Origin of the sequence: Mesorhizobium sp. NZP2077 (genome assembly GCF_013170805.1) — a bacterium.
In the GTDB taxonomy this organism is placed as follows: Bacteria; Pseudomonadota; Alphaproteobacteria; order Rhizobiales; family Rhizobiaceae; genus Mesorhizobium.
Map to the genome: position 1 here is coordinate 2,861,483 of NZ_CP051293.1, position 18,718 is coordinate 2,880,200.

23 protein-coding genes and 1 pseudogene are annotated in these 18,718 nt (G+C 63.3%); 11 read left to right on the plus strand and 13 right to left on the minus strand.

What is annotated here, in order from left to right:
• Window positions 1–118: 118 nt before the first annotated feature.
• Window positions 119–994 (minus strand): LysR substrate-binding domain-containing protein, encoded by an 876-nt coding sequence (locus tag HGP13_RS14105; RefSeq protein ID WP_172226198.1) that lies wholly within the window; start codon window positions 992–994, stop codon window positions 119–121.
• A 125-nt stretch (window positions 995–1,119) separates the two neighbouring features.
• Between HGP13_RS14105 and HGP13_RS14110 the strand changes: the two genes are divergently transcribed.
• Together HGP13_RS14110 and HGP13_RS14115 are read left to right on the plus strand one after the other, a co-directional pair.
• Window positions 1,120–1,326: a hypothetical protein gene (locus HGP13_RS14110; RefSeq protein ID WP_172226201.1), complete on the plus strand. Its 207-nt coding sequence runs from the start codon at window positions 1,120–1,122 to the stop codon at window positions 1,324–1,326.
• Between the two features lie 21 nt (window positions 1,327–1,347).
• Complete coding sequence (locus tag HGP13_RS14115) at window positions 1,348–2,097, plus strand: sulfite exporter TauE/SafE family protein (protein ID WP_172226204.1); 750 nt, start codon at window positions 1,348–1,350, stop codon at window positions 2,095–2,097.
• 9 nt (window positions 2,098–2,106) lie between these two features.
• Here the strand turns inward: HGP13_RS14115 and HGP13_RS14120 are convergent, their stop codons facing one another.
• From HGP13_RS14120 to HGP13_RS14135, 4 genes are all read right to left on the minus strand, one after another.
• Complete coding sequence (locus tag HGP13_RS14120; RefSeq protein ID WP_246707369.1) at window positions 2,107–2,292, minus strand: DUF1778 domain-containing protein; 186 nt, start codon at window positions 2,290–2,292, stop codon at window positions 2,107–2,109.
• Window positions 2,293–2,391: 99 nt separating this feature from the next.
• Window positions 2,392–2,949, minus strand: a complete 558-nt coding sequence (locus HGP13_RS14125) for a sugar O-acetyltransferase (RefSeq protein ID WP_172226210.1) — start codon at window positions 2,947–2,949, stop codon at window positions 2,392–2,394.
• 122 nt (window positions 2,950–3,071) lie between these two features.
• Window positions 3,072–3,521 carry a universal stress protein gene (locus tag HGP13_RS14130; protein WP_172226213.1) on the minus strand — a complete coding sequence of 150 codons (450 nt, stop codon included), beginning with the start codon at window positions 3,519–3,521 and terminating at the stop codon, window positions 3,072–3,074.
• A 289-nt stretch (window positions 3,522–3,810) separates the two neighbouring features.
• Window positions 3,811–5,379, minus strand: coding sequence for an alkaline phosphatase family protein (locus HGP13_RS14135; protein WP_246707370.1), 1,569 nt, complete (start codon window positions 5,377–5,379; stop codon window positions 3,811–3,813).
• A 186-nt stretch (window positions 5,380–5,565) separates the two neighbouring features.
• Between HGP13_RS14135 and HGP13_RS14140 the strand changes: the two genes are divergently transcribed.
• A complete protein-coding gene (locus tag HGP13_RS14140) occupies window positions 5,566–6,147 on the plus strand; it encodes a histidine phosphatase family protein (RefSeq protein WP_172226216.1) in 582 nt (193 codons plus the stop codon).
• Between the two features lie 10 nt (window positions 6,148–6,157).
• Window positions 6,158–6,481, plus strand: a complete 324-nt coding sequence (locus HGP13_RS14145; RefSeq protein ID WP_172226219.1) for a hypothetical protein — start codon at window positions 6,158–6,160, stop codon at window positions 6,479–6,481.
• A 32-nt stretch (window positions 6,482–6,513) separates the two neighbouring features.
• On the opposite strand, the gene HGP13_RS14150 is transcribed toward HGP13_RS14145, so the two are convergent.
• The 5 genes and pseudogenes from HGP13_RS14150 to HGP13_RS14160 all read right to left on the minus strand — a co-directional run bounded on the left by HGP13_RS14150 (window position 6,514) and on the right by HGP13_RS14160 (window position 8,858).
• Window positions 6,514–6,915, minus strand: coding sequence for a VOC family protein (locus HGP13_RS14150; RefSeq protein WP_172226222.1), 402 nt, complete (start codon window positions 6,913–6,915; stop codon window positions 6,514–6,516).
• Window positions 6,916–7,003: 88 nt separating this feature from the next.
• Window positions 7,004–7,297, minus strand: coding sequence for a hypothetical protein (locus HGP13_RS37870; RefSeq protein ID WP_246707371.1), 294 nt, complete (start codon window positions 7,295–7,297; stop codon window positions 7,004–7,006).
• Window positions 7,298–7,331: 34 nt separating this feature from the next.
• Window positions 7,332–7,832: pseudogene (locus HGP13_RS37875) on the minus strand (sigma factor-like helix-turn-helix DNA-binding protein); the annotation flags it as partial.
• Between the two features lie 9 nt (window positions 7,833–7,841).
• Entirely contained in the window at window positions 7,842–8,069 is a 228-nt protein-coding gene (locus HGP13_RS37880) for a sigma factor (RefSeq protein WP_246707372.1), read from the minus strand.
• A gap of 42 nt (window positions 8,070–8,111) precedes the next feature.
• Window positions 8,112–8,858, minus strand: coding sequence for an SDR family oxidoreductase (locus tag HGP13_RS14160; protein ID WP_172226225.1), 747 nt, complete (start codon window positions 8,856–8,858; stop codon window positions 8,112–8,114).
• Window positions 8,859–9,081: 223 nt separating this feature from the next.
• On the opposite strand from HGP13_RS14160, the gene HGP13_RS14165 reads away from it, so the two are divergent.
• The 3 genes from HGP13_RS14165 to HGP13_RS14175 all read left to right on the plus strand — a co-directional run bounded on the left by HGP13_RS14165 (window position 9,082) and on the right by HGP13_RS14175 (window position 10,528).
• Window positions 9,082–9,351 carry a cyclase gene (locus tag HGP13_RS14165; RefSeq protein ID WP_172226228.1) on the plus strand — a complete coding sequence of 90 codons (270 nt, stop codon included), beginning with the start codon at window positions 9,082–9,084 and terminating at the stop codon, window positions 9,349–9,351.
• Window positions 9,352–9,624: 273 nt separating this feature from the next.
• On the plus strand, window positions 9,625–10,026 hold the full coding sequence (locus HGP13_RS14170; protein ID WP_172226231.1) for a hypothetical protein: 402 nt from the start codon (window positions 9,625–9,627) through the stop codon (window positions 10,024–10,026).
• A gap of 94 nt (window positions 10,027–10,120) precedes the next feature.
• The gene (locus HGP13_RS14175; protein ID WP_172226234.1) at window positions 10,121–10,528 is read left to right on the plus strand and encodes a hypothetical protein; all 408 of its coding nucleotides are present in this window, start codon (window positions 10,121–10,123) and stop codon (window positions 10,526–10,528) included.
• Window positions 10,529–11,083: 555 nt separating this feature from the next.
• On the opposite strand, the gene HGP13_RS14180 is transcribed toward HGP13_RS14175, so the two are convergent.
• Complete coding sequence (locus HGP13_RS14180; protein WP_172226237.1) at window positions 11,084–11,806, minus strand: pseudouridine synthase; 723 nt, start codon at window positions 11,804–11,806, stop codon at window positions 11,084–11,086.
• Between HGP13_RS14180 and HGP13_RS14185 the strand changes: the two genes are divergently transcribed.
• Together HGP13_RS14185 and HGP13_RS14190 are read left to right on the plus strand one after the other, a co-directional pair.
• A complete protein-coding gene (locus HGP13_RS14185) occupies window positions 11,805–12,785 on the plus strand; it encodes a hypothetical protein (RefSeq protein WP_172226240.1) in 981 nt (326 codons plus the stop codon). The genes HGP13_RS14180 and HGP13_RS14185 overlap by 2 nt on opposite strands.
• Window positions 12,775–14,358: a GH3 auxin-responsive promoter family protein gene (locus tag HGP13_RS14190; protein ID WP_172226243.1), complete on the plus strand. Its 1,584-nt coding sequence runs from the start codon at window positions 12,775–12,777 to the stop codon at window positions 14,356–14,358. The genes HGP13_RS14185 and HGP13_RS14190 overlap by 11 nt, the downstream gene beginning before the upstream one ends.
• A gap of 78 nt (window positions 14,359–14,436) precedes the next feature.
• Here the strand turns inward: HGP13_RS14190 and HGP13_RS14195 are convergent, their stop codons facing one another.
• On the minus strand, window positions 14,437–15,642 hold the full coding sequence (locus HGP13_RS14195) for a cytochrome P450 (RefSeq protein ID WP_172226246.1): 1,206 nt from the start codon (window positions 15,640–15,642) through the stop codon (window positions 14,437–14,439).
• A 74-nt stretch (window positions 15,643–15,716) separates the two neighbouring features.
• On the opposite strand from HGP13_RS14195, the gene HGP13_RS14200 reads away from it, so the two are divergent.
• Window positions 15,717–16,778 (plus strand): hypothetical protein, encoded by a 1,062-nt coding sequence (locus HGP13_RS14200; RefSeq protein WP_172226249.1) that lies wholly within the window; start codon window positions 15,717–15,719, stop codon window positions 16,776–16,778.
• A 41-nt stretch (window positions 16,779–16,819) separates the two neighbouring features.
• On the opposite strand, the gene HGP13_RS14205 is transcribed toward HGP13_RS14200, so the two are convergent.
• Window positions 16,820–17,686, minus strand: coding sequence for a class I SAM-dependent methyltransferase (locus HGP13_RS14205; protein WP_172226252.1), 867 nt, complete (start codon window positions 17,684–17,686; stop codon window positions 16,820–16,822).
• 117 nt (window positions 17,687–17,803) lie between these two features.
• Between HGP13_RS14205 and HGP13_RS14210 the strand changes: the two genes are divergently transcribed.
• Window positions 17,804–18,694 carry a LysR family transcriptional regulator gene (locus HGP13_RS14210; RefSeq protein WP_172226255.1) on the plus strand — a complete coding sequence of 297 codons (891 nt, stop codon included), beginning with the start codon at window positions 17,804–17,806 and terminating at the stop codon, window positions 18,692–18,694.
• Window positions 18,695–18,718 lie beyond the last annotated feature (24 nt).

The following is an 18,718-nucleotide window of genomic DNA, read 5'->3' on the forward strand; positions in this document are numbered from 1 at the left end:
TATGAAAATAAGCTACGGCATAGCTTTCTAGAAAGCAAGTCGTTGTTTTTAGCAGGGATGGCAATCGTGCGCTGGCCGGCGTAGGGTTGCGCCCGCCTTTCTGTCAGGGCTGTCTGGCTCAGGCCAGCGCCGCGGCGAGCAGCTTTGCCTGCGGCGTCAACTCGTCGAAGCTGCGGGCGCAGAGGTTGAGCTGACGCGTCGCCCAGTCGTCGCCGAGGCGCAGGCTGCGAAGCCGGCGGGCCGAGCGGCGCGTGGCACTTTCCGGTACGATGGCGATGCCGGCGCCTTGCGCGACCAGCCGGCAGACATTGTCGAGACCGGGCACGCGGATGCGGATATGCAGATGGCCGCCAACCCGGGCGGCCTGGCGGGTAATGTGTTCCTGCAGCGCGTTACCGAGGCTGAGGCCAACAAAGGATTCGCTCAGGATGTCGGCGAGGTTGACGGCGTGCTGGCCGGCGAGCCCCGGCCAGTTCCGCGCGGTGATCACCACCAGCCGGTCGACGAAGAACGGTTTCTGCTCGAGATGCGAAAGACCGGCCCAGGTGGCGGCAATGCCGAGATCGGCGCCACCGCTGGCCACTGCCTCGGCGATTTCGTGGCTGGGGCGTTCGTCCAGATCGAGGTCGATGCCGGGATGCGCCACCAAAAAGGCCGGCAGGATGTCGCGCAGCAGCTCGGCCGTGGCGGCGGTGTTGGCCATCAGGCGCACGCGGGCGCGCAGGCCGCCGGCATAGGCGCCGAGGTCGCCGGCCATTGCCTCGATCTGGTTCTGCACCGCGCGCGCATGATGCAGTAGCGCCTGGCCGGCGGCTGTCGGCACCACGCCGCGGCGGCGTCGTTCCAGCAGCGGCGCGCCGAGCCGCTGCTCCATGCCCTTGATACGGGCACTCGCCGAGGCCAGCGCCAGCCCGGCGAGTTCCGCGCCATGGGTGATGCTGCCGCGCTCGGCGACCAGCAGGAACAGCCGGAGATCGGTGAGATCGAAGCGCATTCTTTTGCTCCTGCGGGTCGCGCAGCTTCGGCTACAGCCTTCGTCCAGAACGAAGGCTGACAGCGCAACTTCCACATTGTGCGCGGGCCGCATGTCAGTCAAATCTTTTGCGATGGAGATTTTCGATGAGCGAAAAAGCGACAGGCCGGCAAGGGCTGGGAATTCTTGAAAGCATGGCGATCGCTCTGGCGGTCGCCGTGGCTTCGCTTGCCATGGCGCAGGCGCAGCCCGGGTTGCGGGGATGTACGACAAGGGCCGCTTCAATCAGTCCCGATGCCGCGCCGGCGAAATCCAGGGATGCCGACGCGACGGACATGCTGCTGCATGACTGATCCCATGGCGAAGGCGCGGTCGTGCTGAGCGTGGGCATCATCGCCTGGATCGGCGCCGTCTTTCTCGCTGCCGGCTTCGTCAAGGGCGTGGTCGGCATGGGGCTGCCGACCGTGGCGATGGGATTGCTGGCAGTGACGATGCCGCCGGCGCAAGCGGCCGCACTGCTGCTGATCCCGTCGCTGGTCACCAATCTCTGGCAGTTGTTCAGCGGTCCCTCCTTCGCCGGGCTGTGCAAACGGCTGCGGACGATGATGGCCGGCATCATGCTCGGCACCGTCGCCGGGGCAGGGGTGCTCACCGGCGCACATGCGGGCGCGGCCTCGGCAGGGCTTGGCGCAGCACTTGTGCTTTACGCCGTTCTCGGCCTGCTCAAGCTTGGCTTCACCACGCCGGCGCGCCACGAGGTCTTGATGTCACCGCTGGTCGGCGTGGCGACCGGGCTGGTCACCGGCGCCACCGGCGTCTTCGTCATCCCGGCGGTGCCCTATCTGCAATCGCTGCGGCTGGAGAAGGAGAATCTCATCCAGGTGCTCGGCCTGTCCTTCACCGTATCGACGGCAGCCCTTGCCATCGGCCTGTTCAGGACAGGCGCGCTCGTATCGCCGACGGCGCAGCTTTCGGGGTCGATCCTGGCGCTGCTGCCGGCACTGGCCGGCATGTTCATCGGCCAGACGCTGCGCCAGACGATGAGCGTCGAGACGTTTCGCAAGGTGTTTTTCGTGGGGCTGCTGGCACTTGGAGCTTATCTTGCGTTGGAGGCCGCGCTCTAGCCCCCAGCGTCACGCAGCGTCCCACGGAGGCTTTGTCGTCATTGTACGGCGCAACCGGTGGTTCGGATCCTGCGGCGCGTCGAGACGCTCCAGAAAAGCAGCGTAGATATCCGGCTCGACAGTAAACATGACACGGTTGAGCAACGTGTCCTCAGTGGCGCGCTGCAACGCCTCAAGCACGAGGTCGTTGCACATGGATGGCTCCTTTCCTGCCTTTGACAGCATAGCATAGCGACAATGTCACTACGATCTGTCGGTCCCGCCGGTTGGTTTACCCGATAAAAAGTTGCGCCCTCACTCGGCAATCGACCGAATGGGCCTCGCCGGGTTGCCGCCGACAAGCGTGTTCGGGGGAACGTCCTTCGTCACCACCGAGCCCGCCGCGACAACAGAGTTTTCGCCGACCGTCACGCCGCCGATGACCGTTGCGCCGGCGGCGATCCAGACGTTGCGCTCGATGACGATCGGCTTCGCGGTCGTGAAGGCGCGCCGCCGGGATGGTTCGAGGGGATGGTCCGATGTGATGAGGCTGACATTCGGCCCGATCAGCACATCGTCGGCGATGTCGAGCCCGCCAAGATCATAAAACGTGCAGTTCTGATTGATGAAGACATTGCGCCCGACGCGGATGTCGGCCCCGCCCGTCGTGTAGAAGGGCGGAATCAACAGGAAGCTGTCATCGACCTTTTTGCCAATGAGTTCGCTGAACAAGGCGCGGATTTCTTCCGCGTCATCGAACGTCAAGCGGTTGAGGTTGGCGGTGATCGCCATCGCCCGTTTGACGTCCGCCAGCATGGCCGCCGATTCCGGCGTTCTCCCGGCGATTATCCCCGTGCGATCCTCATGCGCCATTCGCTGTTTCCTCAGGGGCGCGGTCGAACGAATGTTGGCGCAAGGCGGCCGCGCCGGGATGCGCCCCTGTCTGCTGTTTGAGCATGATTCCGAAAGCCGGTTCCAGCTCTCGGGGGCAGAGCTTACCGAACCACCAGTACCGGAATTTCGGTGTAGGACAGCACCTCCGCCGTCTGGCTGCCCAGAAGCAGCTTGCCCAGGCCGCGGCGGCCATGCGAGGCCATCACGATCAGGTCGCAGCCTTGCGCCTGCGACAGTTCCAGGATCGCTTCGGCCGGCCGTTTGTCCTCGACATGGATCACCTCGGCGGACACGCCGGCCGCGTCGGCAGAAGCCTTGCACTTGGCCAGAACCTCCTTGCCGTATTTGCGCGATTCTTCCTGGAAGACGGCCAGTTCATCGCCCGCCGCATAGCCGGCCATGGCGCCGCCCCAGGCGAAGATCGGGAATTGTTCCGAGACAGTGACGAAGGTGACGGTGGCGCCGATGCCTTTTGCCAGCGTGAGGCCATGGGTAACGCCCTTGTCGGCCAGTTCCGATCCGTCGGTGGCGATGAGCAGATGTTTGTACATGATGATCTGACCTGTTGTGCAAGGGCCGGCGCCCTTGGGGTGGCTGGAGCCTTGGAGCGGCTTATCCTGATATAAGTTCGCTACCGGCTTCATCACAGGGCCACCTTGATGCGGATCAAGGCCAGGCGCGTGGGGAGAAATCAAACCAATTTCAGGCGAGTCATAGCCCGCCATCAGCGATGCGGCCACCTGTCTGCAAACATTGCTGATCGAAAACGAATGGGCTGATCGCAAACGAATGGCCGCCGAGCATGCCCGGCGGCCAATTGTGAAACGGTACGATCCGGGCCTAGAACGGTGTCGCGGGCAACTCCTGGGTGCCTTCGAGCTTCACGGCCTGGAGTTCGTTCGCGTTATAGCCAAGAGCCCGCAGGATGGTGGGAGCGACCTGCGTCGTCTGCACCAGAGTTGGCACCGACCTCGGCTTGAGCGAAGGACTGCTGATGAGAAGCGCCACGTTGCGATCGTTCGCATTGGCGCCGCCGTGCTCGGCAATCTTCGAACCGGATGTGTAGACCACACCCGGATTGACCGTGGCTATGAAGTCCGGCGTACGGCTGTCGGTGGCCGGATCTAGATAGGCGAGGGCAAGGACATTCGGCGGCTGGATCTGGGCGATGCCTTCAGCCTTGCTGGATTTCTCGAGATAATCCTGCGCCGCCGCGAGGTTCTTGACCCTGTCTTGCGGTTTGAGCCAGATCAGCGCGGCGTCGTCGGCGATGTGGAAGGCATAGCCCGGTGTCTTCGTATAAGGATCATCGTCCAGCGGCTGGAACGTCGCGGGGTCGATGGGCGACTGGCCATGCTTAGAGGCAAGTATGATCAGGGTCGAACTGGCAAGGTGGTTGTCCTTGAGGGCGACCATCAGTTCGCCGATGGCGCTGTCCACATAGGCGAGCTGCCCGGCAAGACCGTTGCCAGGCGCGCCGCTGGCATCCAGATAGCCGCCCACCAGACCGGCCTCGTCACCGGGACCGGACTTGGGGAGTTTCTGGCCCACGCTCACCGCCTGGAAATTCATACCGAAAATCGTGGGAACCGCCGCGGGATGCGCGCCGGTGCTGTCGAGGCCTTTGATTTCGTTGATCACCGCATGAACCCGCGCTTCATCAAAGTCACGCTCGGCCTTGAAGCTGCCCGTCGTCTTGACCTTCGTGCCGGGAATCAAGCTGTCCTGTTCCAGCGCGTAGAGGTCGTCGACGCCTTTTCCTGAAGGTCCGTTCAGCCATTCGTAGGCCGGGTGCTTGTCGGACCAGGCCGTGCGGCCACCATGCGCTTTCACGATTTCGAAGACGTTGTTGACCCGCACGAAATCATGCGGATAGACCACCGAGCATTTGCCGTTGATCAGCGTCATCGGCAGCTTTGCCGGGTCGATCTGGCTGCGGTAATCGCCCGGCTTGCCACCAGCATCAAGGCGCGTCGAATCGACGTCGATGTTCTCGGCGAAGGCCACCTCGGCACCCGGCTCGCCCTTGCAATCCGAGGCCGGCGCGAAATAGGTGCGGTCGTAGCTGTCGTCGTAGAACACGCCCGTCGATTTGGGCGTGCCGCCGGTTACCTGTGCCACAAGGCCAGGAAACGAGTCGGACGGGGCGCTGGCGAGAGCATTCGGATAGAAAATCCCGGTATGGGCGAGCGCGGCGAACGAGCTTGTCGGATTTGCGGCGACATAGTTTGCCAGATCGAGTGCATGAAGCCCGTCGACGCTGATGAGCAATACGTGCTTGTAGGGTGCGGCGTTGGCGCTGGAAACAGACAGCGCGCCCGCCAACGCCGTCGTAAGCGTGCCGGCGGCCAGCGCCAGAGATAGCATTTTCATGGAAGGTCCCTCATGTCGCGGCCCGCGATGGATCAAGAAATGGGCGCGAGGGATCAAGGATAGGTGCGGGCACATGACAGGTTCATGAAAACTCGGTGGCAGGGACCTTACGGATTGGTAAGGCGGCGGTGATGGCGCTGAAGTGCTGCGATGGCGGCCGGGGTCTTTCGCTGTGTTGTGCCGACCGCTACAGCTTGGCGTGACATCAAGGAAAGGCAGCCCATGAGCAACGCATATCCGCAAATCCACCTGGTCCGGCATGGCGAGACGGCGTGGAGCCTTTCGGGTCAGCATACCGGCCGCACCGACATGCCGCTGACGCCTGCCGGCGAAGCCGCCGCGCGGGGCGTGGCGGATCGGCTCAAGGGTCTTTCGTTTTCGGCGGTTTGGTCGAGCCCCTCGCAGCGTGCCTACAACACCAGCGTGCTGGCCGGCTTTGGCGCGACTAGCGTCAGAAACGATGATCTGCAGGAGTGGGACTACGGCGCCTATGAAGGGCGCACCACCAAGGACATCCTGGCCGAGCGGCCGGGATGGAACGTCTTTCGCGACGGCTGCCCAAAAGGCGAGATGGCGGCCGATGTCGGCGCCCGCGCCGACAGGATCATCAGACAGCTTCGCGACGCAGGTGGCTCGATCCTGATATTCTCCAGCGCGCATTTCCTGCGCGTGCTGACCGCCCGCTGGCTCGGCCTGCCGCCGGAAGGCGGCGCGCTGTTCGTGCTCGATACGGCGAGCATCAGCGTGCTCGGCTACGAGCATGATCTGAGCGAGCCGGTGGTGCGCAAGTGGAACCTGAAGTAGGCGGGCGCCCATGGATGACATTCGGACGAAGCTGCTGCTTTCCGTGCAACGCGCGCTGCTCGGCGCCGTTTCGCCGAGGCTTCGGGCGGTTACCTGCGGCTGGGAAGGGTTTGAGATCACGCTTCGCTTCGTGTTTGACGGCGAGGTCGCCGATTCCGATCTTGAAGATGCTGGGATCGTCGCGACCGAAGTGGCCGCCGACTTCCCGGAACCCTGGACTGTGGACGAGGACGTCGCTCGACTGGACTATCCCGACGATCCGCGCCCAGGCGCGCTCGCGCTTTGGGCATTCCGGCGCAAGGAGAGCGCCGGGGAGACAGTAAATCCAGACTGAACGATTGGCAGCGGCGGCCAGACATCAGCATTCTATTTATCGAACTTCCGGATCGCTTCTGCGCTGACCGGAGTGAAGAAATTCACCAGGTTGCCGTCGGGGTCGCGAAACAGCAGCGAGCGGTTGCCCCAGGGCATGGTGGTGGGCTGCTGCACGGTCACGTTCCTGATCAAGTCCGACAGCCGGGCGAATTCGGCATCGACGTCGCCGACACGGAATTCCAGGATGGCGGTGTGGTTGTCGGCGGGGCGGGCGATGTCGCCGCCGAACAGCATCAAGGTGCGCGTGCTGCCGATCGCCAGCGTGCACGAAGGTGTCGCCAGTTCGGCGAAGTCCTCCGTGTAGACCATGACCGGCATGCCGGTGATCTCGCCGTAGAAGCGCACGAGGCGCTGAACGTCCGAGGTGATGATGCGGACAGAAACGAAATTCATCGCAGGCTCCTTGATCGCTGAAGCCCGGCCGGGCTCCCGACCAATCTATAGGCCAGGCCTCCCGCCAGCTTTCTGTCAGGAGAGACGGCTACGCTTTCGTTTCGAACCAACTCTCGTGCACCATTGGCGGCAGGCTGAAGGCGGCGAACAGCTCTGCCGCGAGCGGGCCGACATAGACCGTCAGCGAGGCGATGCCGCCATCGGCGGGCTCGATGACATGCAGCGACTGGGCGCGCCATTCGGGATGCTGATGGCGCTGTGCGTAGATCGCAACCGCCGGCTGGCCGTTGGCCCGTGTCGCGACCGCGCGGTAGCCGGCGAAATTGCTCCACACGGTTTTGAAGAAGCCGTGGATCGCGGAGCGTCCCTTGGTACCAGTCACGCCATGGCGGCATGTGGTAGGTGGCGTCCTCGCGCAGCAACGCGATGAAGCCGTCGAGATTCGCCGCCTGCCAGGCCTGCATGTAACGGTCGAGCAGCGCACCTTCCTCCGGGCTGGGCTGCGATCGCTGCAAGGGACGTCCCTGCGGATAGCGCCCGCCGAGTGTCGTACGCGCCCGCTGCAAGGCGCTGTTGACCGAGGCGGTTGAGCCGCCCAGCAACTGCGCGGTCCCCAGCGCCGACCAACCCAGCACGTCGCACAGCAGAAGGGCTGCGCGTTGCCGGGGCGGCAGCAACTGGATGGCGGCGACGAAGGCGAGCCGCACAGCCTCGTTTGTCTCGTAGCGCGCGTCCGGGCCGGGTTCGCCATCGGCGATGTCCGGCAGCTCGGCGTCGGGGTAGGGCTCCAGCCAGGAAAGCTCGGTGGCCGGCCCGGCAGCGGCGCGGCCTTCGCTCGGCGGCCGGTCCGGGGGCTCGAGGATGCGATGCGCCGACGACCGCGCCTTTATGGCGTTCAGGCAGGCGTTGGTGGCGATGGTGTAGAGCTAGCCGCGCGGTGAGCCACGCCCGTCGAATTGCGCGCGGCCGCGCCAGGCCTTCAGCAGCGTCTCCTGCACGAGATCGTCGGCCTCGTGCAGCGAGCCCATCATCCGGTAGCAATGCAGCTTCAGCTCGCGGCGGTGGGTCGTTGTCAGGCGCTCGAAGGCAGGCCGATCGAGGATCGGCCTGCCTGTCGGGCCCAGCGGCTCAAGCGGGCCGGGAGCGTCTGTCATGTCGAGCCTGCCGTGCGGAGTTTATCTCTCACCCTGCGCGCCTCATGCCGCCGCTGCAAGGCCGCTGCCGCTGACCGTGAAGGCGGTTCCCTGCGCCTTGCCGCCGGCTAGCGCGACCACGGCGCGTCCGACATCGGCGGGTGTCTGGACATCGCTCATGCTGGCCAGGAAATCCGCCGGGCTGATGCCGAGATAGGCGGAGATGCCAGTAATGCCGCGCTGGCCGACGCCGGTGCCGGCCATGATGCGCATCGGCGCCAGCGCCATGAAGCGCAAGCCAAGACCAAGCCGGTCGGCTTCCTTCTGGCTGTGGGCGGCCAGGAACATCTGCATGCGCTTGGCGCCGGAATAGCCGCCGGAGTTCGGCGGGCCGCCGCTGAATGCCGCGCCGCTGGAAATCAGCACCACGCGGCTACCCGGCTTCAGCGCCCCTTGCAGGGCCGCCTTGCAGAACAGGAACGATGCCTTGACGTCGGTCTGCCAATTCGCCGAGAAATCGTCCCAGCTCTGGTCCTGGATGGACGCCGACGGAGCGAAGGCACCGGCGCAGATTACCAGCACGTCCGGCTGCATGGCGGCAAACACCGCGTCGGGCGCGGTGTCCTGCGTGGCGTCGGCGGCAAGCGTCTTCACGCCTGACGCCTCCCAGGCGAGTTCCTTCAAAGCTTCCATGCCGCGAGCGACGGCAAGCACCGTCGCCCCCTCGCTGAGCGCAGCTTTCACGATCGAGCGGCCGACACCCCGGCTGCCTCCGACCACGGCGACATTTTGACCTTTCAACGATTGCATGGCTCACCTCGCCTTTTTCCGGCCCGGAGGATTCCGGCGCCTGTAGGTGAAGACAGCGCGGGTGAGCGGAAATCATCGGTGGGGCAAAAAAAGAACTTTGACGGGGCGCTTGTCAGGCGGCCCTCATTCGTCCCCCGTTTGCCAAAGATCTGCTTGAGGCGATAAACTGGACAGCCCATCGCCGACCTCTTGGGCGCAACAATAACCCTGGGAGGAATGTACAATGACGACGCTGTTCGTGAGACATACCGTGTCCGACTATAAGGCCTGGCGCAAAGTCTATGACGGGTTCGCCCCGGTGCAAAAGTCCGGCGGCGTGAAGGCAGAGACCGTCTATCAGGCGGCGGACAACCCCAACGACGTCACCGTAACGCATGATTTCGCCAGTGTCGCCGAGGCGCAGGCCTTCATCAAAAATCCAAAATTGAAAGAGGCGATGGGAAACGCCGGCGTGGTCGGCGCGCCGACCATGTGGATCACCAACAAGGCCTGATCGACGGCTCCAACTCTGACTGCCGGTGCTGCAACAAAATGGCCAGGCCGCTTCCGGCCTGGCGGGCGGGACGCTTGGCTCAACTGGCCAGCGGCACTGGGGAGGATTTATTGTAAAAACCAAGATGCATCAGCGGCGTATCCGAACTCTATTCTGATAACCAAGAATTGATTGGACGTACTGCTTCCGTGATTGGCCGTTTTCTTGGTGCCGTCATAGCGTCGTCACTTGGAGAATTGACCGGGGAGAATTCACCGGGCAGAGGAGGGCGACATGATTTTCCGCACAACAAGTGTGACAACGGGGCTTGCGCTTCTGGTGTTTGCGGCCTGTCCGGCTGCTGCGGACACCCACCAGAAGACAGCGCTTTCCGGCCACGAGATCTATGTTTTCGGCGGTGCTAGCCTGAACTTGGACTGTTCCAGCGCAGGCAGGGATGACGTGAGAGTGGTCTCCGGTCCAACCCACGGAAATGTAAGACTCGTTCGGGGCAAGGTGTATGCGACTTATCCCAAATCGAACGAGCGTTCAAAATGCAATTCCCGCATGGTGAATGGCATCAGGGCACTTTACCGGTCGAAAGACGGTTTCAAGGGTTGGGACCAGGTAACATTTTCGGTTCACACCTATGAGGGCAATGCCTTCAAATATGTCACCAACATCAAGGTCGAGTAGCGGATCTCAGCCGGAATACTGAGGGCGGAGCCGCAATCGCCCGCCCGCATCTCGGCCGAAGGGAGACGTCATGCAGCCAGGGGATCGCTGAGAAATGGTGTATAGAATCGCAGGTTTCGTAGCGGCATTGACGGCTTTGGGATTGGCGGCCTGGCCCGCCGCCGCGGGGTCGACAAGCTATCGAAAGACAGCGCTATCCGGACAGGAGATTTATATCTTCAGGGATGTGAGCCTGAATGTGGACTGTTCGAGCGCGGGCGCGGACGATGTCAGGATCATCGCGGGCCCAAGCCATGGCAAGGTCAGGCTTGTGCACGCAAAGCTCTATACCGGTTTCGCCAAAGCGAATGAGCGCTCGAAATGCAACACGCACAAGGTCGATGGCATCAAGGGGCTTTACCGGTCAAATCCCGGATTCAAGGGACATGACGAGGTGACTTTTTCGACCCATACCTATACGGGAAATGCCTATAAGGCGGTCGTGAGTATTGACGTCGAATAGAGCTTTGCGGGCGAAGCCTCGTTGCTCATCTCTCCAGCAAACCGGAGATGAGTTATTGTATAGGTCAAAATTCATCGGAACATTATCAAAAGTCTATTCTGATAGAATCAGCAAGTATGGGAAAGCCAAGATGATCTGCCGAGCGACTGGTATCATAGCGATGGTTGCCCTCCTAGGGCTCGCTGTCTGTCCCGCGGCCGCGATGGCGCGTTGGTCAAGCCAAGAGAAGACAGCACCCTCTGGAAAAGAGGTCTCTGTCATCAAAGGCTCGAGTCTGAACCCAGACTGTTCAAATGAGGGTAGACAAGATGGAAGGGCAATCGCTGGGCCGAGTCACGGAAAGATCAGGATCGTGTTTGGAAAGATTTATCCTGTCTACCCCAAGGGGAGTGACCGCTATAAATGTGACGCTCGAAAAGTTGACGGAGTAAGTGGTCTTTACAAGTCAAATCCTGGATTTAAAGGGCGGGATCAGATAACGTTTTCGATCCATACAATTACGGGAGAGTCGTATACGGTTGTCATAAATATTACCGTTAAATGACAGCGTAGCGCTCACCCACCCACCAACACCAGTTCCTCCGCTGTCAAATGCCGCGCCGTGCCCTTGGCGAGGTCGCCGAGCGGCAGGCCGCCGACGGCGATGCGGATGAGGCGCTTGACCTCGATGCCGTGGGCGGCGAGCAGGCGGCGTATGTGGCGGTTGCGGCCTTCGTCGAGCACGATCTCCAGCCAGGCGGTGCGGCCGCCGCTGCGCAAAAGCGCGATCGAGTTTGCCGTCAGGCTCTCGCCGTCGACGGTGACGCCCGCGCGCAGCGTCTCCAGCATCGCCTCGTCCGGCACCGCACCGACCTGGACGTGATAGGTCTTGGGCAGATGCGAGGCCTGGTCCATCAGCCGGTTGGCGAAGCGTGTGTCGTTGGTCATCAGAATCAGGCCTTCGCTCGCCTTGTCGAGGCGGCCGACCGGCGAGACGAAGGGCAGATCGAGCCCTTCGAGACAGGCATAGACGGTGTCGCGCTGTTGCGGGTCGTCGCGGGTGGTGACCAGCCCGCGCGGCTTGTTGAGCATGACATAGACCTTGCGCTCGGCAACCACCTCTTCGCCATCGACGACGATGCGGTCGCGGTTCAGGTCGACGCGCAATGCGGCATCGCGCACCACCTTGCCCCCGACGCGCACGCGGCCCTCGGCAATCAGCACCTCGGCTTGCGTGCGCGAGCACAGGCCGAGTTTGGACAGGGCGCGGTTCAAGCTGACACCGGGGGATTTGGCCATGTGTGGCCTGGTGATCGCCGGCCTGCCGGCATCGTGTATCCGCCGTGATGTCATGGCCGTCGCTCTGGTGTCGGTTGGGCTGACTGATGGCACGGGCGGGGGCGAGTTCGCAAGCTGCCGGCGGCGGGCGCGCTGGCATAACCGGTTTGACAAGGATTCGGAAAAGAGCGGGTTGAACTTCTCAAGCTCTGTCTCATATTCGATGCATCGGGGTTTATATGGGCGGCAAGATTGCGTGCGAAGTATTGCAGATGAAATTGATTCCATTCACGGGGTAGACACACCGGTCACGGATTTGAGCCCGTCCGACCGCGACCGGATGTTTGCGTTGTACGAGACCTACTACGAGGCCGTCGACCGCAACGGTTTCGAGCGCGATCTCGCCGAGAAGGATGCCGTCGTGATCATCCGGCGCGACCGGGAGATCATTGGGTTCTCGACCTACCTCGTCAGGCCGCAGACGATCGGCGAGGACACTGTCCACTATCTCTTTTCCGGCGACACCGTTCTCCATTCGGCGCGCTGGGGCGACCCTATGCTGCTGCGCGGTTTCTTCCGCGCGGCGGGCGCCGCCAAGGCAAGGGTGGGGGGCCGCCTGTTCTGGTTCCCCATCATAGGCGGGCACAGGACATTCCGCATCCTGCCCAACTTCTTCCGCGATTTCGTTCCCGCCATCGATGGCCAGGATTCAGCCCGCCTGCAGCTGATCCGCGACACAATTGCGGCCGCCCGCTATGGGGACTATTTCGATCCGGCCACGGGGTTGGTCGATTTCGGCCCGTCCCAGGGCCATTTGCGGCAACAATGGGCCGATGTCGAGCAAACGGCGGTCCGCAACCGCTTCGCCGCTTTCTTCCTGAGAGCCAATCCCTTTTACTTCCGAGGCGTCGAGCTTGCCTGCCTGGCTGAGTTCGACGCAAGCAATCTGAAGCGTTATGGCGCAGCGAGTTTTGCCGAAGGGCTGAACCATGGTTGCTGAAGCCTGGGCGCAGATTGCCGGTGCGACCGCCGCTGCCGAGGCTGTTTTCCAGTCCCGGCTCGACAGTGTCGAGGCCACGCAGCGCGCCGTCTTGCGGCGGCTTGTCAACGCCAATGCCGCGACAGCGTTCGGAGCTGACCAAGGCTTCGCCGGCGTCACTTCGGCGGAAACCTTTCGCGATCTGGTGCCGATCTGCGACTACGAGATGGTGTCGCCCTATATCGAACGAGTGGTCAGCGGGGGTGACAACGTGCTGACCGCCGAACCGGTCCGGTTCCTGGAACAGACCGGCGGCAGTTCCGGCGGCTCGAAATTTATTCCTTATACGGATACGGGCCTGCAGGCCTTCACCGATTGCCTTTATCCCTGGCTGGCGAACCTGATCCGCCGCCGCCCGGGCATCAGGCGTGGACGCAGCTATTTTGCACTGAGCCCAGTGGGCCGCGGCGCGAACGAGCGCGTCGGCGCACACAGGTTGGGCAGTCCAGTGCCTTTCGCCTATTTCGGCGCCTTGCGCGACAGCCTGATCGAACTTTCCGCCGTGCCGATGCACCTGCGGTTGCTCACCGATTTCGCCAACTGGCAGAGGCAGACCTGCCTGCATCTTTTGGCCGCTGAGGATCTTGCCCTGATCTGGGTCTGGAGCCCGACCTATCTGACGGAAATCCTGCGCGCGATGCAACGCGATGGCGGAAGCCTGTTGGCGGAACTGGCTGAGAAGCTGCGCGCTACGCAGACGGCGGATGCGGTGCGCAGTCGCATTGCCGTGCTGGAACGCGCGCTTGGGAATTCGCAACTGTCGGAGATCTGGCCTCGCCTCGACACGATCAGCTGCTGGACCGACGCCTCGAGCAGCGGCTTTGCCGCCGCATTGCAGGCGCAATTCCCGCACGTGTTCATCCAGTCCAAGGGGCTGATGTCCACCGAAGCCGCCGTTTCATTCCCCTACGGCGATGGCCCCGGCTGTATACTGGCATCGCAAAGCGGGTTCTTCGAGTTTGTCGATGAAGGCGGTGCCTGCCTTTTCGCCTCGCAGTTGGAAGCCGGTCGGATCTACAGGCTGATCGTTACCACGGGCTCCGGTCTCTACCGCTACGACACGCAGGACATGATCGAGGTCACTGGATATAGCGGGGATACGCCGCGCCTGCGCTTCCATGGCCGTGCCGGCATGGCGTCCGATCTCTGTGGCGAGAAGCTCACGGAAGCTTTCGTCGCGCGCTGTCTGGCCGAGATCGGGCTCGATCATCGAACCTATGCGCTGCTGGTGGCGGTCGCGGCCCCACACCCGCACTACCGGCTTTTCGTCGAGGCTGGTCAAGGGCGCACCGTCGACGCGTTTGATGAAAGTCTCGACCACGCGCTCAAGGCCAATCCGCAATATGAATATGCCCGTCGGATCGGCCAGCTCGAGCCGTTGCGGGCCAAAGGCGTCGACGACCTCTATGGCAGGCTGAAGCGCCACCGCACGGCGGGCGGCACCAGTATTGCCGGGATGAAGGCGCCGATACTGCTCGGGCGATCGGACGCGGCGCTTCTAGCAGCGCTCGAAGCGGATCAGGGGGAGATCTAGGATGATGCCGCATCTCCTTGGCATGGAATCGAAAATCCGGGTTGCCGGGCAAGGTCGCGAAGACCGCAGGCAGACGGGTCAGGCCGTCAGGCGCAAGGTCAACGCGTCCAGGCCGCGGATGGAGGAATTGTCCATCCAGCGGGCGGCAACCGGTTCGATGGTGTTCCAACGGGCGAGTGCGGCTTCCAGCACCGCGGTACCTTCCATTTCCGCGAGCGCCCTGCCGATGCATACGTGCGCGCCCCGGCCGAAGGCCAAATTCTGCTTGCCGGCCCGGCCAAGGTCGAAACGCGACGCATCAGCAAACTGGGCGGGATCGCGGTTGGCGGCGCCGACGAGGAGCACCAACAGATCGTCCTTCTCGATTTCCTGGCCGTCAAGCATGACGGGTTCGAGTGGCCAGCGGCAGATCTTCTGTACAGGGCTTTCCAGCCGCAGCGTTTCGGCAACGGCATTGGCGGCAAGCCGGCGGTCTCTACGCAGGGCGGACCACTGGGAAGGCTGGTGAGCAAGATGGAACAGCATGTTGCCGATAAGGTGCACCGTGGTCTCGTGGCCGGCAAAGGCAAGGAAGGCAATGTTGCGACCGGCGGCCGTCAGCCCCAGCGCCTCGACAAGACTGGCAAGCCCAGTCAGCAGCGGCGGTACCTGCCCGGCGGCAAGCAGACGACGCAGATGCTCCACGAAATAGTCGGACATTTCGTCGGCCGGGTTGCCATGGCCGCCAAACGCTTCGTCGAAGCCGGCATCGAGAATGGTGCGGATCGAGCCCGACCATGCCCGGATCATCGGCATGTCCTCGTCCGGCACGCCAAGCAGGCGGCAGATGACCCATTCGGGTACGGCGCGCGTGAAGGCGGCCACGACATCAATCGTGCCGGACTGGCCGGCATCGCCGACAAGGTCCTCGACCGCTTCGTCCACGACGGGACGCAATGCTGCCATGCCTTTGCCGACAAAGGGTTGCTGCAGCGCCTGGCGCAGGGCGGTGTGGGCGCTGCCCTCCTGATAGATCAGCCAGTCGCGGATCGCGGAAGACGGCTCGGCGGTCCCGCCGCCCGGCGGTACATGCGACAGCTTGCGATTGGCGAGGCTGCTCGAAACGAGATCGTAGCCGGTGAGGTAGACATCGCCCCAAGGCGCTCGCCAGACCGGAGCGCGCCGTCGCATTTCATCATGGATCGCGTAGGTGTCCGCGGCACCTTCGAAGGCGCCGGCACGAATGCCTTGCCATGGATGCCGCACGGCTTCGAATGCAGGACTGGAAGAAGGCTCGTTATGCATCGACTTTCGAGAAACCCCACCTTTCCAGCCCGCACAGGTTTGCGCCAGGCACGCCTGGATATCGACGCCCGGCCATGACCAGCGATCAGGGACCGATCTATTATTTCTGCACGCGCCAACACGCTTACACGATGGGCGTGCTGCTTGGCTATTACCGCCACGGGCTTGGTGATCTGGTCCGGATCATTCCCTATGAGTTGGCGGGAAGGCTCGGCCCAGTCACTCCCGGCACCTTCATCTTCACCGATTTCGAAAGGCTGTCGCCGGCGCGGTTGGAGGCCGCGATTGCATTGCATGGCCGCATCGCCTTGCTCAATCCAGGTCTGTTGCGCCTCAACGACCCGGCAATCGTGCCGCGGCGCTTCGACTTGCTGAAGCGGCTCAAGGGCGCCGGCCTGAACGATTTCGATGTGTATCGCCTGGGGGAGCGCAAGTCTGTTCGCCGGTTTCCGGTTTTCGTGCGCTGGGAGAGCCAGCATGAGCCGCCGCTGACCGGGCTGATCGACGGCGCCGATGCGCTGGAGGCGGCGATTGCCGGCCTGCCGGGCCATGTTCGCCAGGACCCCGACCTGATGATTGTGGAATATGGCGCGGCCCCTTCGGCCGACGGCCGGTTTCGCAAGTACTCGGCCTACAAGGTCGGGCCGACGATCTATCCGCAGCACTGCTTCATCAATGAGAACTGGTACATCAAGTTTCCCGGCACCCGCTTCACTGAAGCCGACAGAGCCGAAAGCCGCGCCTATGTAGCCGACAATCCGCATGCCACGCAGATCGAGCGTGTCTTTGCGCTGGCAGGCATCGATTACGGCCGCATCGACTACGGCATCGTCGATGGCCGGGTGCAGACCTTCGAGATCAACAACAATCCAACGGTTCTGGCGCGGCCGCCTGACTGGGATCCTGGTGTGGATTACAGCCGCTACGCTGAGATGCATGAGCGCGCCCTGCGCGGCATCATGCGGCGGCCGTCCGGCCCCAACCTGTTGCTCGGCGACTGCTCGATGAGCGTCGATGCCATGCACGTCGATGCCATGCACGCGGTGCGGCAGCGCATTGCAGGATTTTCCCGGCGGCGGCGGCTGTCGCTGCGGCCGCTGAAGAAGCGGCTGGCGCGGCTGTTCGGCCGGGGGTGAAGAACAATCTGGTGCCGCCCAAGCCGCGCCGGCTGGGCGACTTATCTGGTGGCGGCTGCAACCAGCATTTCGCATGGCCCTTCGAACTGTCCGTCCTGTTCGAACTGGCCAAGCGCGGTTTCGATTTCGGCCCAGGCGTCGTCCTGCTCGCTGGGCGACAGGCCGGCCAGCATCTGGTGCAGCGCGCCGAACGATTCCTGCTCGAACTGCAGGCATTCGAGCGCCGATCGCAGCCGCACCGGCGCGTTGACCTTCTCGATGCGCACGTCGTGGAACCCCGCATCGGTCAGGCGCTTGGCCAGCACCGCCGGGTCGCCCAGGCTGAACGGCCCGGGCTGGCCGGGCAGGGGCGCGGGCAGCGCGGCGCGGCGGCGGATGATGCCGACCGGAATGGAGAAGAACGGGTTCCTGTCGGCGGTGGAATAGACGATGGCGCCAACCTTGCCACCTGGCTTCAGATGATCGCGCATGCCGCCCAGCGCCCGGTTCTGGTCGGGAAAATAGATCAGCCCGACGCGCGAGATCGCCGCGTCGAATGGTTCGGCCGAAATGGCATCCAGCATTTCGCCATCGGCGACGGCGGTGTCGACATTGGCGTAGCCGGCCAGCCTCGCATTCTCGGCGGCAAAGTTCAGAATGCCGGCCGAGATGTCGGTGGCCAGCACATAGCCCGTCGGCCCGACACGCCGCGCCGCCGTCAGCGTCTGTTCGCCGGCACCGGCAGCGACGTCGAGGACCCGGCTGCCCTTGCCGACATCGGTCATGTCAAGCATCAGTTCGGTGGCGAGTCCGAGCCAGCGGGTCAACAGCGAACCCCAGCGGTTCCAGGCCTCGGCGGCGCTGTCCCATTGCCTGCGGGTGGTTTCCTTGAACTTTGCCGGATCGAAAATCGGTTGCTGCATGGTCATGACTTCCTCCGCGAAGGCACTATTGCCTTGCCGGAAAGCCTAGGGGTGGCGTAATTCTGGTGCCATTCTCGAAATCTCGACGCCCATTTTGCAAAATTGCACGGATCGGGGTCCAGGATGCATTGGGATGACTTGCGGATTTTCCTGGCCGTCGCGCGCGACGGCTCGATAAGCGGCGCCGCAAAACGCATGAACATCCAGCACTCCACCGTGTCGAGGCGTATCCGGCTGCTGGAGACGCAGCTTGGCACGCGGCTGATCGAGCGCAAGAAATCCGGCTACGAACTGACGCCGGCAGGCGACGAACTGAGGATGGCGGCCGGCAAGATGGAGCTGGAAGTGCTTGAGGTCGAAGGCGCGCTCGGCGGCCAGGAAGACCGCGTCGCAGGCGAGCTCAGGGTGTCGGCGATCAACAACATGGCTTCATCAGTGCTGATGCCGATCTTCGCCGGCTTCAGCGCGGCCTACCCAGATATCCGCCTGCATGTGCAGGTCTCCAACAAATATGTCAGCCTCGCCGAACGCCATGCCGACATCGCCATCCGGCTGACCAACACGCCGCTCGACACGCTGGTCGGCACCCGGCTCACCAATGTGGCGTCGGCCGTCTACGGGGAGCGGCGCTATCTCGAGGGTCTGCGCGCCAGCGGCGCCACGCCGAGCTGGCTTGGCGTGGAGTGCTGCGCCTTCCACCAATCCTGGACCCATGCGGCATGCCCGGACCACCGCCACAGTTTCTTCGTCGACGACACGCTGCTGACGCTGGCTGCCCTGAAGCAGGGGCTGGGCATCGCCTATCTGCCCTGCTTCATGGGCGATAGCGCCGGCGAACTGGAGCGCTTTCGCGAACCGGACCCGATCCACGATCTTGGGCTCTGGCTGCTCTACCATCCGGACCTCAAGCGAACCAAGCGCGTCAGGATGTTTCGCGAACACATGATGGCGGCCATCCGCGACCAGAGCGCGCTGTTCGAAGGCCTCCTGCCACAGCCATCAGGATCGGCTTGACAGGAACCTGGCATCGGACCGCAG

Excerpts from the sequence above, each read along its gene's own strand:
- HGP13_RS14105 (WP_172226198.1), bottom strand. The coding sequence starts at position 994 with ATGCGCTTCGATCTCACCGATCTCCGGCTGTTCCTGCTGGTCGCCGAG.
- HGP13_RS14110 (WP_172226201.1), top strand. The coding sequence starts at position 1,120 with ATGAGCGAAAAAGCGACAGGCCGGCAAGGGCTGGGAATTCTTGAAAGC.
- HGP13_RS14120 (WP_246707369.1), bottom strand. The coding sequence starts at position 2,292 with ATGTGCAACGACCTCGTGCTTGAGGCGTTGCAGCGCGCCACTGAGGAC.
- HGP13_RS14125 (WP_172226210.1), bottom strand. The coding sequence starts at position 2,949 with ATGGCGCATGAGGATCGCACGGGGATAATCGCCGGGAGAACGCCGGAA.
- HGP13_RS14130 (WP_172226213.1), bottom strand. The coding sequence starts at position 3,521 with ATGTACAAACATCTGCTCATCGCCACCGACGGATCGGAACTGGCCGAC.
- HGP13_RS14140 (WP_172226216.1), top strand. The coding sequence starts at position 5,566 with ATGAGCAACGCATATCCGCAAATCCACCTGGTCCGGCATGGCGAGACG.
- HGP13_RS14145 (WP_172226219.1), top strand. The coding sequence starts at position 6,158 with ATGGATGACATTCGGACGAAGCTGCTGCTTTCCGTGCAACGCGCGCTG.
- HGP13_RS14150 (WP_172226222.1), bottom strand. The coding sequence starts at position 6,915 with ATGAATTTCGTTTCTGTCCGCATCATCACCTCGGACGTTCAGCGCCTC.
- HGP13_RS37880 (WP_246707372.1), bottom strand. The coding sequence starts at position 8,069 with ATGACAGACGCTCCCGGCCCGCTTGAGCCGCTGGGCCCGACAGGCAGG.
- HGP13_RS14160 (WP_172226225.1), bottom strand. The coding sequence starts at position 8,858 with ATGCAATCGTTGAAAGGTCAAAATGTCGCCGTGGTCGGAGGCAGCCGG.
- HGP13_RS14165 (WP_172226228.1), top strand. The coding sequence starts at position 9,082 with ATGACGACGCTGTTCGTGAGACATACCGTGTCCGACTATAAGGCCTGG.
- HGP13_RS14170 (WP_172226231.1), top strand. The coding sequence starts at position 9,625 with ATGATTTTCCGCACAACAAGTGTGACAACGGGGCTTGCGCTTCTGGTG.
- HGP13_RS14175 (WP_172226234.1), top strand. The coding sequence starts at position 10,121 with ATGGTGTATAGAATCGCAGGTTTCGTAGCGGCATTGACGGCTTTGGGA.
- HGP13_RS14185 (WP_172226240.1), top strand. The coding sequence starts at position 11,805 with ATGTGTGGCCTGGTGATCGCCGGCCTGCCGGCATCGTGTATCCGCCGT.
- HGP13_RS14180 (WP_172226237.1), bottom strand. The coding sequence starts at position 11,806 with ATGGCCAAATCCCCCGGTGTCAGCTTGAACCGCGCCCTGTCCAAACTC.
- HGP13_RS14190 (WP_172226243.1), top strand. The coding sequence starts at position 12,775 with ATGGTTGCTGAAGCCTGGGCGCAGATTGCCGGTGCGACCGCCGCTGCC.
- HGP13_RS14195 (WP_172226246.1), bottom strand. The coding sequence starts at position 15,642 with ATGCATAACGAGCCTTCTTCCAGTCCTGCATTCGAAGCCGTGCGGCAT.
- HGP13_RS14200 (WP_172226249.1), top strand. The coding sequence starts at position 15,717 with ATGACCAGCGATCAGGGACCGATCTATTATTTCTGCACGCGCCAACAC.
- HGP13_RS14205 (WP_172226252.1), bottom strand. The coding sequence starts at position 17,686 with ATGACCATGCAGCAACCGATTTTCGATCCGGCAAAGTTCAAGGAAACC.
- HGP13_RS14210 (WP_172226255.1), top strand. The coding sequence starts at position 17,804 with ATGCATTGGGATGACTTGCGGATTTTCCTGGCCGTCGCGCGCGACGGC.